The following is a 12,827-nucleotide window of genomic DNA, read 5'->3' on the forward strand; positions in this document are numbered from 1 at the left end:
TCAGAAATTTCTTCATTCGTTTTTCCCTTATAGTTCTTATGATAAACATTTAATTTTATCTACTTTTACACAAAAGAGCTGAATGTTGTAATCAACATTCAGCTCTTTTTAATCTTCGATCTCAATTTCTACAACATCATAGAAATCAATCACTAGCTTAGCACCCGTATCATCCATAAACGTAAAGACGTCTTGATCATCTGATAAATGTATCACGTATCCGGTCAACTGCTGTTCACTGTTGTCGTAAACAGTAGTAATTAGAATTTTTTTATGATCTACATATGCTTCTTCTAATAACGAATGGAGGTCATAGTCCCCGTCATCTTCGGGCCGGTTCGTTAACAGCATCCCATAAGTCGTCATTCCATTTTTATCTTTCCATATATGATCTGCAAAATAAAAAGGTGCTGTACTTTTTCGAAACTCATCCATAATATCCCTCCTATAACTAAACACGTTTATTTGCTCTTACCGTACGTTGCTAAATAAACGCACAAGCACTTGTAACAGTATATTCTCTACTGTACAGGCTCATACATCCATTATATAAGGCATAATCAAATAATGCCATCATTTCGTTTAGCTCCTAGGAATTTCTAGATACGTATAGGTGAAATCGCCACCGCGTCCGGCTATTCCACGAAAATGTTTGAAATCAGGGCGATTTACTAAAAAAGGGCGAAAAGCAAGAAAGTCTTCTTTTTTAACTTTAATTTCGGTTACTTTTCCTTCACTTAACTCATTCAACATATTTATTGCTGTTTGTTCATCCATTCAGTTTCACCTCGTTTTTAACTGCTCAGCCAATTTTGGAGAGATACAAATTGAGCTTCAGCTTCTTTATATCCTTGGTTGTAAAGAGCGTCGAGACGCTCACGATTCTTCTCAATTCGCCCTACTACAAGAGGGGTTTGCGGACGAATCACAAAGATATTCCCCTGTCTTTCCTGCTCTTCAATATATGACAATGTTTCATTATACAATTTATAGCGGTTCTCAAGCGCACGAGTCAGCCCATCATAATGACGATATTTGCGCTTCAATAACCAAAGCATATTTGATTTCTTTTTTCGATATCCTTCGTTTCGCGTTAGCACAACAATATTTTTTCTATATCCATCTTGCACTGCTTTTTTAATTGGAATCGGATCACTGATTCCTCCGTCTAACAGCTCTTTTCCTTTATATGTAACGACAGGTGCTAAAAATGGAAGGGAACTAGAAGCGCGAACCGCTGTCAAAATGTCCCGGTCATACTCATCAAAATAAACGGGTTCTCCTGTTACGCAGTCCGTTGCTCCTACTACAAGCTTCTCTGTACGCTCAGCAAATGCCTCAAAGTCAAATGGAAGAAGCTGATTAGGAATTTCATCAAAAACGAAATCCATGCCAAATATCTCTTTTGTTTTAAAATAATTTTTCCACGACAAGTAGCGAGGATCCTCTAAAAAATCTAAATTAGCTTTGCGACTTCTTCCTATTTGTCTAGATAAATAAGAAGTGGCATGACAAGCGCCGGCTGAAACGCCAATTACATACGGAAGGTATAGATTTCTTTCCATAAAGTAATCTAAAACTCCAGTTGTATAAAGGCCTCTCATACCGCCTCCTTCGAGCACGAGTCCAGTATCTTTCAATTTCTACACCTTCTAATTCTTATAATTTATGACAAGATTATACCTCGTTTATTATAACGAAAGATGAACAAAGATGGAACTGTCCTGCTTCTCTCTTTCGTTAAAGCAACCAATTCCTTTTATTTCAAAGCACATTTTACTTATTTTTTCAATTTTATTTTATGTTTTTTCAAAAAACTCTTTACTAATTCCCAGTTTTAAGGCAAAATTGTAAAAAAGAAAACGCTAACTAGTTTTACTATTTTTAAAATTAAAACTATTTTAAAAATTAATAATGAACTAATTTAAAACAAAGGAGCGATGAATCATGAAAATAGCAGAGGTAGGAAACTTGATAGAATTTAAAAATGGCTTACAGGGCATTGTCGAAAAAGTAAATGAAAACTCGGTGATTGTTGATTTGACTTACATGACAAACTACCGCGATTTAGACTTAGAACAGCGAACTGTTGTTAATCACAAAAACTACACCATTATTAATCCAGCTATGTAAAGGGAAAAAGCAACCGGAACGCAAAAACGGTTGCTTTTTTATTGGTTTTGAAAGAATTGATTCTTTTGTTCTTCTGTAATAATTCCCAGCTTATACATGAGGTAAATATACTGTTGAACCTTAACATCCTTCGAACTTTTTTTCACTGTATTCCCTCTTTTCTGAAATGTTTCTTCATACAATAATATATGGCTAAGATAAAAAAAGTTTCCTTAAAGAAACAAAAACAGGCCCCATTTTTTCTTGAAAGGGTCTTATTTTCGTGTGACAATAAGAACAAGCTACTACTACCTACTTACCGAAAGGAATTATTAGCATGTTTGATACTGTATTGTTTATCGTTGCACTTATTGTCATTCTTTTTTTCATCGTGCAGTTCGTTTTTAAACGCAAGCAAACTTCAAATAAAAAAACATCCGTTGAACCCATGAATTATGCCGAAGAAGATTCTAACTCCTACACAAGCTGGAGTGAATCTGCTGCTAATCACGATCACGATGGTGATGGGGATGGCGATGGGAACGCGGATGCTGACGGAAGATAGAAAAAAGCCTCTTCATATGAAGAGGCTTTTCTTTATTTTGATAACACGCGCTTGCCGTTGGTAAACGAATAATAGCATTCACCTGTATAGATATCTTGGCTTTCATGTACATGAACACCGCATTTATCTTCAAGTGCAGCTTTCATCATGGATTTGGCTACGTTATACGCTTTAATTGGACGATACTTTCTCCACTTTCCTACAAGGCAAAATGAACACGACTTTAACGTGTATCCCCCAAGCTTTTCAAATAGGCGAAACTCTTGGCGCTTACCTAATAATAACGATGGGCGGAAAAAGTGAGTAGAACGGATATATAAGCTTGCGATATCTTCTTCTACTTGCCCCTTTACTTTACTGTAAAAGAATGGCGAACGAAGATCAGCACCAATTGCTGTAATCGTTAAAAAGTTTTTGCAGCGATATTTTTCTGCACATTTAGCCGCTTTTAAAGGAAATTCGTAGTCAACTTTAATGAATTTCGCTTTTGTTTTTGCTTTTTTCATTGTCGTGCCTAAACAGCAATATACATCATCAACTGCAAAGCATTCTTCGTGCTTATCAAGCTCTGAAAAATCAATTTCGAGCTGACGTAGCTTTGTGTGTTCGATTGGTAGCTTTTTTCGAACAAACACTGTCACATCGTTATATAAGCTGTTGCTTAATAACATTTTTAAAAGTTCTTGACCAACAAGTCCGCTTGCACCTAATACTAATGCTGATCTCTGTGACATTCTTTCACCTTCTCATCTGTTGTTTTTGCAATGGAAAACAGGTTGCATACACAACCTGTTTGTTCGAATTAACGATTATCAATTGTTTCTGGGTATAAATCATGATTCATTAGGCGATAATTAGCCATTTCTTCATATTTCGTACCAGGGCGGCCATAGTTTGTATATGGATCAATTGAAATTCCGCCGCGTGGTGTGAATTTTCCCCATACTTCAATATACCTTGGATTCATCAGTTTAATTAAGTCATTCATAATAATATTCATACAGTCTTCATGGAAATCTCCATGGTTACGGAAGCTGAACAAATAAAGCTTTAACGACTTGCTTTCCACCATTTTTTCATCTGGAATGTAACTAATATAAATGGTTGCGAAATCCGGCTGACCCGTTTTTGGACATAAGCTCGTAAATTCCGGACAGTTGAATTTCACAAAATAATCACGATTTGGATGTTTGTTATCAAATGCTTCTAGAATCTCTGGTGAATATTCAAACAAATAGTTTGTTCCTTGATTTCCAAGGAGTGATACACCTTCTAATTCTTCATCTTTTCGACCGCTCATTTGCATTTCCTCTCTTTCTACGATTGTCATTCTAACAGCGTTTTTTTATTTTGTATATATCTGTTTTTATTTTTCTTTGTAAATTTTTTGCTATGCGCTTACACGCCTCGTTTATTTCCCCAAACCAGGGCGTGAACCTGCGGCAGAACTCTTACATCGTTCATGTTTTTAGCTGCCACTGCCTTGTCGATTAACCACTCATACTTTTTAAGCAATTCTTGTGTTAACGACGCATTATCGATTGTCGTTAAGTCCTCGTTGCCTACTTGAACAAAAAATGGAACCTCAGGATAACGTTCATGAACAGATGCTGCATACTCAAAGTCCTCATCATTAAATATAACGACTTTTATGCTTATGTGCCCCATGCGTTTTTCCTTTATTAATGTCTCTATAATATCGTCTAATACGGAGAAATTTGTTTTCATTAATGAGCTTGGAGGCTTAGGAGAAATCGTTAAATCATCGATCTTTAGGAACCAATCCTGATAACGGCTTCCCTGAGTTTCAAGTGCTGCTTTTACCCCATGACTGTGCAAAAGCTCTACAAGTGAACCAATTGCCTTGATAAGCGCAGGGTTTCCCCCAGAAATGGTGACGTGATCAAAGCACTCTCCTCCAATTTCTTTTAGCTCCATCCAAATTTGTTCTGCTGTTAGCTGACGAATATCGTTTTTAGCTGATCCATCCCATGTAAAAGCTGAATCACACCAGCTGCAGGAATAATCACAGCCTGCGGTACGAACAAACATCGTCTTACGTCCTACAACCATTCCTTCCCCTTGAATCGTTGGTCCGAATATTTCAAGTACTGGAATTGTATTAGCCACGTTTTTTCACCTTCTTTGGGCGGTAAACTACGTAACTTGTCGGCGTTTCCCGCACGAATACTTGTACGCAAGAAGGCTTATTTGGTAGTGTGTCTAGATATTCTTGAACCAACTCATAAATTTTACGAGCAACAACTTCAGTTGTAGGAAAATCATTTGGATTTTCTTCGTTAAAGATAGAATGATCGTTCAATAATGTATGATCAAATTGACCAGAAACAATTTTTTTCAATAGCGCAAAGTTTACTAAAAAACCCGCTTCGTCTAATGTATCTCCGGCAACAGTTAGATTTACAAAATACGTATGTCCATGGACTTGACGGCATTTTCCTGCTTCTGGGTGAGGAACAAAATGTGCCGCAGCAAACTGCATATCTTTGTTCAGTTCATATTCATAGTCATGAAATACTTGAGGATACATTTGTTGCAGCATTATTTCTCTCCTCCTTCTTTTGTTTGCAAGTATTGATCTAACCCGCGTTTTCGCAATTGACATGCGGGACATTCGCCGCATCCATCAGCAACAATACCGTTGTAGCACGTTAACGTTTTTTCGCGCACATACTCAAGCGCCCCTAACTCATCAGCTAAAGCCCACGTTTCTGCTTTATCAATCCACATGAGCGGTGTATGAATTACAAACTCAAAGTCCATTGATAAGTTAAGCGTAACGTTTAACGATTTCACAAATACATCTCGGCAGTCTGGATATCCTGAAAAATCAGTTTCACAAACGCCTGTTACGATATGGCGGCCTCCGCTGTTCTTAGCCAGTACGGCTGCAAATGACAAAAATAACAGATTGCGGCCATCCACAAACGTGGTAGGCAATTCTCCTTCTTTTTGCTCGATAGCAATATCATCTCGCGTTAATGCATTTGGTGCTAATTGATTTAAAAGTGACATATCTAATACGGTATGCTTCACACCCAAATCAGCTGCAATAGCCTTTGCTACCTCTATTTCTTGACTATGACGCTGACCGTATTGAAAAGTAACCGTTTCTACTTCTTTAAAGTTTTTTAAAGCCCAAAATAAACATGTTGTACTATCTTGACCCCCGCTAAATACAACAATAGCTTTTTCATTTTTCATCATCATTGTTCGTCTCCTTTTTGATTGAAATCAAAAGAAGAAGAAACTTTATTGAACCGTTCGTTCCCTTTGTGACTAATTTATAACACAAAAAAGAGACTGCTCTTTTCCAGCAATCTCCCTAAAAAGCAACTAAGATACACGTCCTCGCCAGCATACACGTCAAAAAGACGTATTTGTAGAAAAGCACGCGAAAGAAGACACGCTAAAACCGTGTCTTTTGTCATCAACGATGATCTTAGTTTTTTATAGAGGGAGTTTTCGAACCTCTCCCGTACATATACAATCGTGTACGGCGTTTCTTCTTGAATTGTCATCGTATACTATACCACATGCGTATAAATAATGCTATGTTTGTTGGTTTTTATCGCCTTTGGCTGCCTTATTTTTCTTTATATAAGAAAGAGCAATAAATAATAAGGGAAAACAGAGGCTTAGTACGAATAAATAAAACGGCCAGTAATATTTTTCAAAATAATTAAAGTATGCTGTATTCGGAATAATATAATACGCTACGCCTGTAATAATTAGGCCTAAAGGAAAGCTTAAAAAATTACGCACTCGTAAATTACACAATTGGACGATACTTAACTGAATAGCATAGAACACAATGACAACTTTAAAAAAGATAGATAACATCCAAATAATAGCTACTAATACTTCAACATGCTGAATTGTGGCACCTAACGAAATCATTTTTCCTAATAAATAAACTGGGTAGCTGTGCATCGATGCAATATTCGCGCCAAGCGCTAATATACAAGCCGCAACTGCAATTATAATCGTCAAGCCTGATGCGACAGTGCCCATTACAAACATTCTTTTCACCTTTTTCTCATCTTTTATATGAGGCGTAATCATTAGAACGAAAACTAACTCCATAAATGGATTTCCTAAAAAATAAGTGGTTCCTAACACTAAATCAGCCATGCGGAATTCAAACAAAGGATAAAGACGATCTATTTTCATCTGAGGAATATTTAAAACAATTAACAATAAAAACGGCACAATAATCCACGGCAAAAAGATTTCCGCCGTTCTCGCTATCACTTCAATACCTAGATAGCCTCCGTATATGACAGCTAATAGAACAAGAGCGTGAATCCACGTAGGAAGCGTTTCAGGAACAATTTGAGTCGTCATAAACGTACTGATATCTCGAAGCGAGAATGTAGATTGGATGAACATAAAGAAAATGTAGATAAGAGAAATACAAGTTCCGGCATAAGGACCTAGCGCCTTTTTAGCTATTTGAATGAATGTTTGCTGAGGGTAACGCTGAATCAGCCATAAAAGCACCGCAACAATTAAAAGTGCAAAGCCCATAGTAAGCACACCGCAAAACCACGCATTTTGTCTATTGGTTTCTAATAACGTAGCAGGAACTGCCAAAATAGCGCTTCCGATACAAAAAACATAAATTAGAAAAAGAAATTGTTTTGGACTAATAAATTCTTTTATTTGCATCATACGCACCTTCTCTCTTACATGCTTGCTCACGGGAAAAACAGATGATGAACAGTTTTAGTAAGAGGCTTAATTAAGGCCTCTAAAAAGTACAGAGGCGTAGGAACTTCTTTACGAAGGGTAATCGCTCCCCAAAAGAATAGACCCAAGCCTATGAGGCAAAAATAGACGACTATTTCACGGTAATACTTTTTCTTTCGGAAATTGATGATGATTTTTTTAGTCAAATAAGCAAGCAGTACAAGTAAGGCGATAAATCCCTCCATTTTCTTTCTCCTTAATGCTTCATTTGCTTCATATATGAGTTATTTAACGTGCCTAAGCGGCGGATTTGAACTTTTGCATCTAAATCGACGGTTAAATCTTCTGCATAAATTCTGTTCCAGTCTCTTTTCATTTTGTACCATCTCTTTACATCCTGTCTGTAAAATGCTTCGCCAAAACCAAAGATATCGCTTTTGTAGGTTTTTTGAGCTTTTTCCACCGCATCATTCATTTTTTCTTTTACGTCTGCTGCTGTTTTTCGTTCCAGCATATTGATTACAGCCGGGTCCTGTAAATTCACTTGACACTCTACATCAGCTACGTTCGCTTCACCTTTTAAATTAACGTGAATATGAGGTTTATGGTTTTTCATAGTAGCTGTCACCTTCACATTCGTTCGGAGCATCTCTACTCCGACGATATCGTGCTGTTTTTCTTTCTTTTCACATGGAATAACAATTAATGTACTTTTTACATTTCCTGTAATATAGTTATATCCTTTACTTTCATCTTCATTGAACCAGCCGAGAAGCTTATCATTTTGAAAGACACCTAACCCTTTGAAATTGAGCAAGGTGGAAAGATTAGTGCGGGAAATGTTGGACATATCTCCTGCCTTTTTCACGTCGCCTTTCACCAATACTCCTGATAACACCGCCTGCTTTCCTTCACTCGTTAAGTTACTGATTAGTTCATTTAACTTCACTCCTCTAGTAGGTGCCCAAATACGCTGTGACACATCTAATGAGGCAAACATATGATTAGCCGGTATTTTTTCGATTGTTGTCAATACGTTTAGCACGCTCGATGCTTTCGTGTTTTTAGCAACAACAACAAAATAATCGGTACGCACTTCATGATCCCGAGCAAAGAAATCAAGAACTTCGGCGATACCGTCTTTCGCCATGCTTTCGCTAATGACTAGCATTCGTAAATGAGAAAGATAAATTTTCCGCGGGGATTTTGTCGTTATTTTTCTTAACCCTTCCATTACAGACGAAGCCTTAATAGAGAATGTGGTAACAGAAGGCCCGTTTGTAGGAGTTTTGGCTTGAATATCACCAGGGTTAATCAGCTGAACTGTAACAATAATGCCATCTTCTGCTTTATCAATTCCGACAGCAACCGTAATGGCTAGCTCATTCAACTCTCGACTGCTCCAGCAGCCGCTTAACAGCAATGAACAGATACATAACATCAGAAATGCTTTCATAGTAACCGGCCGCCTTTGCACAGTTTAGTTTTTTTGCGTCTTTTGACGTGAAATATTCTTCTCGTTAATAAGCTTTGGCCTTGTTTTCATTTTTTTGATCGAACGTCTAATTAGAACATCCTTTTGGTCACGCTTCACAAAGGGAGCCATAGGTGTCATATAAGGGACTCCAAATGACCTTAAGCTGCATAAATGTAAAATCATTAAAATTAGCCCCAGGATAATACCGAACAAGCCAAAAGTAGCTGCTAAAACCATTAAAATAAAGCGCAGCATCCTTACTGCAATGGCCATATCATACACCGGTGAAACAAAGTTACTAATAGCGGTGATGGATACAACGATAACCATTGCAGGCGATACTAATCCCGCTTGTACGGCGGCTTCTCCTAAAACGAGTGCTCCGACAATCGAAATAGCTGAACCTACTGCTCGGGGCAATCGGACTCCCGCTTCTCGCAAAATTTCAAACGTGATTTCCATAATAAACGCTTCAATAATAGCAGGAAAAGGGACACCTTCCCTTTGAGCTGCAATACTAATTAACAAAGCAAAAGGAAGCATCTCTTGATGAAAAGTAGTTAAAGCAATATAAGCAGAAGGTGTTAAAAGGGCTAAGAAAAATGCCATGTAGCGCATTAAGCGAATCAATGTACTAATATCTGCGCGCTGGTAATAATCTTCGGCCGCTTGAAAAAATTGAATAAATAGGGCAGGAACCATTAATACAAAAGGTGTACCGTCTACTAAAATGGCTATTCGCCCCTCTAAAAGACCTGCTGCCACGGAGTCTGGACGTTCCGTGTTATGCATAGTAGGAAAAGGTGTATAATCTTCATCTTGAATCAACTCTTCGATGTATCCGCTCTCTAAAATACCGTCTATATCAATTTTAGAAAGACGCGCCTTTACCTCTTGAATGACCTGTTCATCCGCAATGCCGTCTATGTAAACGAGCGCAATATCCGTTTTTGTAAACTCTCCTATTTGCTGAGATTCAATCCAAAGTTTTGGAGATTTTATTCGGCGCCGAATCAATGCAGTATTCGTTCGCAGTGTTTCTGTGAAACTGTCTCGAGGTCCTCTTACAACGGTCTGAGATTGTGGTTCAGAAACAGCCCTGTCTCTCCACCCTCTTGTACTTGCTACAATACACGTTTGATACCCTTCTAAAAACAGCACCGTATCTCCTGATAAAACACGAAGAAGAGCATCATCCAATGTCTTTGCTTCCATGATTTCACCTGCTGCCAAACTATAGCTTTTAATCAATTCGTACATATTAACGATGCCATCATCATGTGTTAAATGTTCATCTTGATAGTGCATAATGGAGTCCAGCGCATAGTGTTCAACTTCGTCTTTATTTACTAATCCGTCGATGTAAGCAACACCTAAAGTGAATTTTTCTTCAATCGAAATTCGAAACTCTCGTACCACTAAGTCCGTACTCTGTCCCAGTGCTTTTTTCATGCTGGATAAATTATCTCCCACCCTCTCCGATAATTTCTGCTCTTCATGTGTAGAAGAAGCACTAGTTTTCTTAGAGTCCTTCGATTCATCAGCTTTTTCTTTCCGCTGTTTGGATTTATTCGTTAACTCAGATAGTTTTTTTATACGCATTGCTCATCCTCCACTACATTGAACGAAAAGAAACGGAATTTCTTCTTTTTAGTCTATATAGTTTTTGTATGAAAAGGAAATTTATACTTGAAGCCATTTTGATAATCTTTATTTTTGACATCATTTGTGCATTTCTATAGGATAGTAATGGATAATTCTTTGTTATTATGAAGAATGTTTATGCGGAACATTGAAAGGAGTCTATATATGGCACAATCACTTAAAGGCAAAGTAGCTCTTATTACAGGAGCAGGAAAAGGCATCGGTCGTTCAACTGCGATTGAATTAGCAAAAGAAGGCGTAAATATCGGTTTAATTGCTCGAACAGAGGCGGATTTAAAGGCTGTTGCTTCTGAACTAGAAGCATTTGATGTACAAGTTGCTTACGCAACAGCAGACGTTTCTTCTATGGAAGAAGTAAACGCAGCAGTTGAGCATCTACATACAAAATTAGGGGCAACGGATATCTTAATCAACAACGCGGGAATCGGTAAATTCGGAAGCTTTTTAGAGCTAGACCCAGCTGAGTGGAAACAAATCATTGATGTGAATTTAATGGGCGTTTACTACGTAACGCGCGCCGTTCTACCTCAATTAATCGAAAAGAATGGTGGAGACATCATCAATATCTCATCCACTGCTGGTCAAAAAGGCGCTCCCGTTACAAGCGCTTACAGCGCTTCAAAATTTGGCGTGCTCGGCTTAACTGAATCTCTAGCGCTAGAGGTGCGCAAACACAATATTCGTGTAACAGCCCTAACACCAAGTACAGTAGCAACGGAATTAGCATATAAAGAAAACTTAACAGATGGCAATCCTGATAAAGTGATGCAGCCTGAAGACCTAGCAGAAATTATGGTAGCACAATTAAAACTGCATCCGCGTATTTTTATCAAATCTGCGGGCATGTGGTCTACAAATCCGTAAACAAACATAGAAAAAGGAGAGCTTCAGCTCTCCTTTTTTGTGTCTTCCTTTATATTATATGGTGGTTACCTTATTTGCGCTTAGGTGTGATTTCTTCTGATAGTTCTTCAAAAGATTTTACTTTTCCATGCGATGGGTTTTGTGATTGTTTTCGCACGTTCCACTGACGCTCTTTTTGACTTTTAGACTGAGTCATTTTGCTTCATCCCCTTTTTATATGCTTACATCTAGTAGGATAAAACAAGCTGCTCTTTTCCATTCATCAAAACTGCTTCCAATTTCTTTACTGCTTAGCTAAATGTATTTTAAACCATTTATCAATTTCCTCGTTATATTGATCATAATAAGCAGTTAGCGGATGGTCGCCGTTTTTGTACAGTACATATTTGTATTCTTTCCCCTGCTCATCTAGCTGTTTCACAAGCTTTTCAGCCTGAGTGTGGTGAACTTTACGATCATGATCGCCTTGCAAAATTAACAGTGGTGAATTTACTTTATCACTCCAATAGACAACAGAACGACTTTTATACCTCTCTGGATATTGCGCCGGATCTCCTACAATTGTCCGCAGCACTTGTTTCATTTCAGGCCCTCTTTGATCGTAGAATTGAAACATGTCTGTAATACCTGATTGTACGACAACTGCATCAAATTTAACGCCGTTTTTCATCGTTAAATACGTCATCATACCGCCGCGTGAATAGCCTAGCGCTACCTTTTGCTGATGATTTACATAAGGAAGCTGTTCTCCCCACTTAATAAGATTTAATACGTCGTCAATATCTTTACCGCCGTAGGTCTCAGTTCCTTCACTTCCACCATTTCCCCTGTATTGAGTCGCTACAACGACGTAGCCTTTACTTGCCCAATATGATAAGTACTGAAGTGTTTTTGCGCGAATCATACCGTGTTCGCGATTTCCTCCGCGATTATATACTAAAAGCGGGTAATGTTTGTCTGCAATGTCTTTAGGCTGTACTAAAAACCCTTTTATCTTTAAATTATCACTAGGATACGTAATGCTATATACATCTACTTTATTTGAATAAGGCGATAATAAATTCAATTTTTCTTTATTTACATCATCACTTTCAGCTCGGTTAAAAACCGCTGTCACACCGAGCACAGCTACAGTGATTAATGCAATGATGCCCCATTTTTTCAACAGAAACCCTCTCCTCAATAAATATCTTTTCTCTTTTATAATGAGTGTTTTCATTTGGCTTTACCCTTCTTAAATGTTTGCTAAAAAGGGCATTCATCCCATCGCCAATACAGCTTATTTATCATACCGCAAAACTCAAATTTCTTCATCTGTAAAGAAATAAGAATTCATACAAATACATGAACAAGAAAGACGTATAGTAAATTGTATTATTAAATTATAGATTTGAAAAGTGGAATGATACTTTTTTTGTCGTTTTTTACCTG

Annotated in this window: 17 protein-coding genes and 1 riboswitch; of the genes, 3 read left to right on the forward strand and 14 right to left on the reverse strand. The window is 37.7% G+C overall.

Annotated features, from left to right (window positions below):
* Positions 1 to 108: 108 nt before the first annotated feature.
* The 3 genes from N178_RS13400 to N178_RS13410 all read right to left on the reverse strand — a co-directional run bounded on the left by N178_RS13400 (position 109) and on the right by N178_RS13410 (position 1,640).
* Positions 109 to 435 carry a hypothetical protein gene (locus tag N178_RS13400; RefSeq protein ID WP_013082248.1) on the reverse strand — a complete coding sequence of 109 codons (327 nt, stop codon included), beginning with the start codon at positions 433 to 435 and terminating at the stop codon, positions 109 to 111.
* Between the two features lie 147 nt (positions 436 to 582).
* Positions 583 to 777, reverse strand: coding sequence for a hypothetical protein (locus N178_RS13405; RefSeq protein WP_013055990.1), 195 nt, complete (start codon positions 775 to 777; stop codon positions 583 to 585).
* Positions 778 to 794: 17 nt separating this feature from the next.
* Entirely contained in the window at positions 795 to 1,640 is an 846-nt protein-coding gene (locus N178_RS13410) for a patatin-like phospholipase family protein (protein WP_045292788.1), read from the reverse strand.
* Positions 1,641 to 1,947: 307 nt separating this feature from the next.
* Here N178_RS13410 and N178_RS13415 point away from each other — a divergent pair, with 307 nt between their 5' ends.
* Positions 1,948 to 2,133, forward strand: coding sequence for a YkvS family protein (locus tag N178_RS13415; protein ID WP_013055988.1), 186 nt, complete (start codon positions 1,948 to 1,950; stop codon positions 2,131 to 2,133).
* 316 nt (positions 2,134 to 2,449) lie between these two features.
* Positions 2,450 to 2,677, forward strand: a complete 228-nt coding sequence (locus N178_RS13420; RefSeq protein ID WP_045292790.1) for a hypothetical protein — start codon at positions 2,450 to 2,452, stop codon at positions 2,675 to 2,677.
* 32 nt (positions 2,678 to 2,709) lie between these two features.
* Here the strand turns inward: N178_RS13420 and N178_RS13425 are convergent, their stop codons facing one another.
* The 9 genes from N178_RS13425 to N178_RS13465 all read right to left on the reverse strand — a co-directional run bounded on the left by N178_RS13425 (position 2,710) and on the right by N178_RS13465 (position 10,469).
* On the reverse strand, positions 2,710 to 3,411 hold the full coding sequence (locus N178_RS13425; RefSeq protein ID WP_045292792.1) for an NAD(P)H-binding protein: 702 nt from the start codon (positions 3,409 to 3,411) through the stop codon (positions 2,710 to 2,712).
* 68 nt (positions 3,412 to 3,479) lie between these two features.
* A complete protein-coding gene (gene queF, locus N178_RS13430) occupies positions 3,480 to 3,977 on the reverse strand; it encodes a preQ(1) synthase (RefSeq protein WP_013055985.1) in 498 nt (165 codons plus the stop codon).
* Positions 3,978 to 4,075: 98 nt separating this feature from the next.
* The gene (queE, locus tag N178_RS13435) at positions 4,076 to 4,807 is read right to left on the reverse strand and encodes a 7-carboxy-7-deazaguanine synthase QueE (RefSeq protein WP_080890186.1); all 732 of its coding nucleotides are present in this window, start codon (positions 4,805 to 4,807) and stop codon (positions 4,076 to 4,078) included.
* Positions 4,800 to 5,240 carry a 6-carboxytetrahydropterin synthase QueD gene (queD, locus tag N178_RS13440; protein ID WP_045292794.1) on the reverse strand — a complete coding sequence of 147 codons (441 nt, stop codon included), beginning with the start codon at positions 5,238 to 5,240 and terminating at the stop codon, positions 4,800 to 4,802. Before queD ends, queE begins: the two co-directional genes overlap by 8 nt.
* Positions 5,240 to 5,905 carry a 7-cyano-7-deazaguanine synthase QueC gene (gene queC, locus N178_RS13445; protein WP_045292848.1) on the reverse strand — a complete coding sequence of 222 codons (666 nt, stop codon included), beginning with the start codon at positions 5,903 to 5,905 and terminating at the stop codon, positions 5,240 to 5,242. Before queC ends, queD begins: the two co-directional genes overlap by 1 nt.
* Positions 5,906 to 6,134: 229 nt before the next feature.
* A riboswitch (PreQ1 riboswitch) is annotated at positions 6,135 to 6,178 on the reverse strand.
* A gap of 72 nt (positions 6,179 to 6,250) precedes the next feature.
* Entirely contained in the window at positions 6,251 to 7,372 is a 1,122-nt protein-coding gene (locus N178_RS13450; RefSeq protein WP_045292796.1) for a GerAB/ArcD/ProY family transporter, read from the reverse strand.
* A gap of 26 nt (positions 7,373 to 7,398) precedes the next feature.
* On the reverse strand, positions 7,399 to 7,635 hold the full coding sequence (locus tag N178_RS13455) for a hypothetical protein (protein ID WP_045292798.1): 237 nt from the start codon (positions 7,633 to 7,635) through the stop codon (positions 7,399 to 7,401).
* Between the two features lie 11 nt (positions 7,636 to 7,646).
* Positions 7,647 to 8,846 carry a Ger(x)C family spore germination protein gene (locus N178_RS13460; RefSeq protein ID WP_045292800.1) on the reverse strand — a complete coding sequence of 400 codons (1,200 nt, stop codon included), beginning with the start codon at positions 8,844 to 8,846 and terminating at the stop codon, positions 7,647 to 7,649.
* Positions 8,847 to 8,870: 24 nt separating this feature from the next.
* A complete protein-coding gene (locus N178_RS13465) occupies positions 8,871 to 10,469 on the reverse strand; it encodes a spore germination protein (protein ID WP_045292801.1) in 1,599 nt (532 codons plus the stop codon).
* A 207-nt stretch (positions 10,470 to 10,676) separates the two neighbouring features.
* Here N178_RS13465 and N178_RS13470 point away from each other — a divergent pair, with 207 nt between their 5' ends.
* Positions 10,677 to 11,396 (forward strand): 3-ketoacyl-ACP reductase, encoded by a 720-nt coding sequence (locus N178_RS13470; RefSeq protein WP_013082239.1) that lies wholly within the window; start codon positions 10,677 to 10,679, stop codon positions 11,394 to 11,396.
* 70 nt (positions 11,397 to 11,466) lie between these two features.
* On the opposite strand, the gene N178_RS27570 is transcribed toward N178_RS13470, so the two are convergent.
* Positions 11,467 to 11,592 (reverse strand): DUF6254 family protein, encoded by a 126-nt coding sequence (locus tag N178_RS27570; RefSeq protein WP_013082238.1) that lies wholly within the window; start codon positions 11,590 to 11,592, stop codon positions 11,467 to 11,469.
* 87 nt (positions 11,593 to 11,679) lie between these two features.
* Positions 11,680 to 12,561 carry an alpha/beta hydrolase family protein gene (locus N178_RS13475; protein WP_045292802.1) on the reverse strand — a complete coding sequence of 294 codons (882 nt, stop codon included), beginning with the start codon at positions 12,559 to 12,561 and terminating at the stop codon, positions 11,680 to 11,682.
* Between the last annotated feature and the right edge of the window lie 266 nt (positions 12,562 to 12,827).

The sequence above is a fragment of the Priestia aryabhattai B8W22 genome (assembly GCF_000956595.1).
GTDB lineage: Bacteria > Bacillota > Bacilli > Bacillales > Bacillaceae_H > Priestia > Priestia aryabhattai.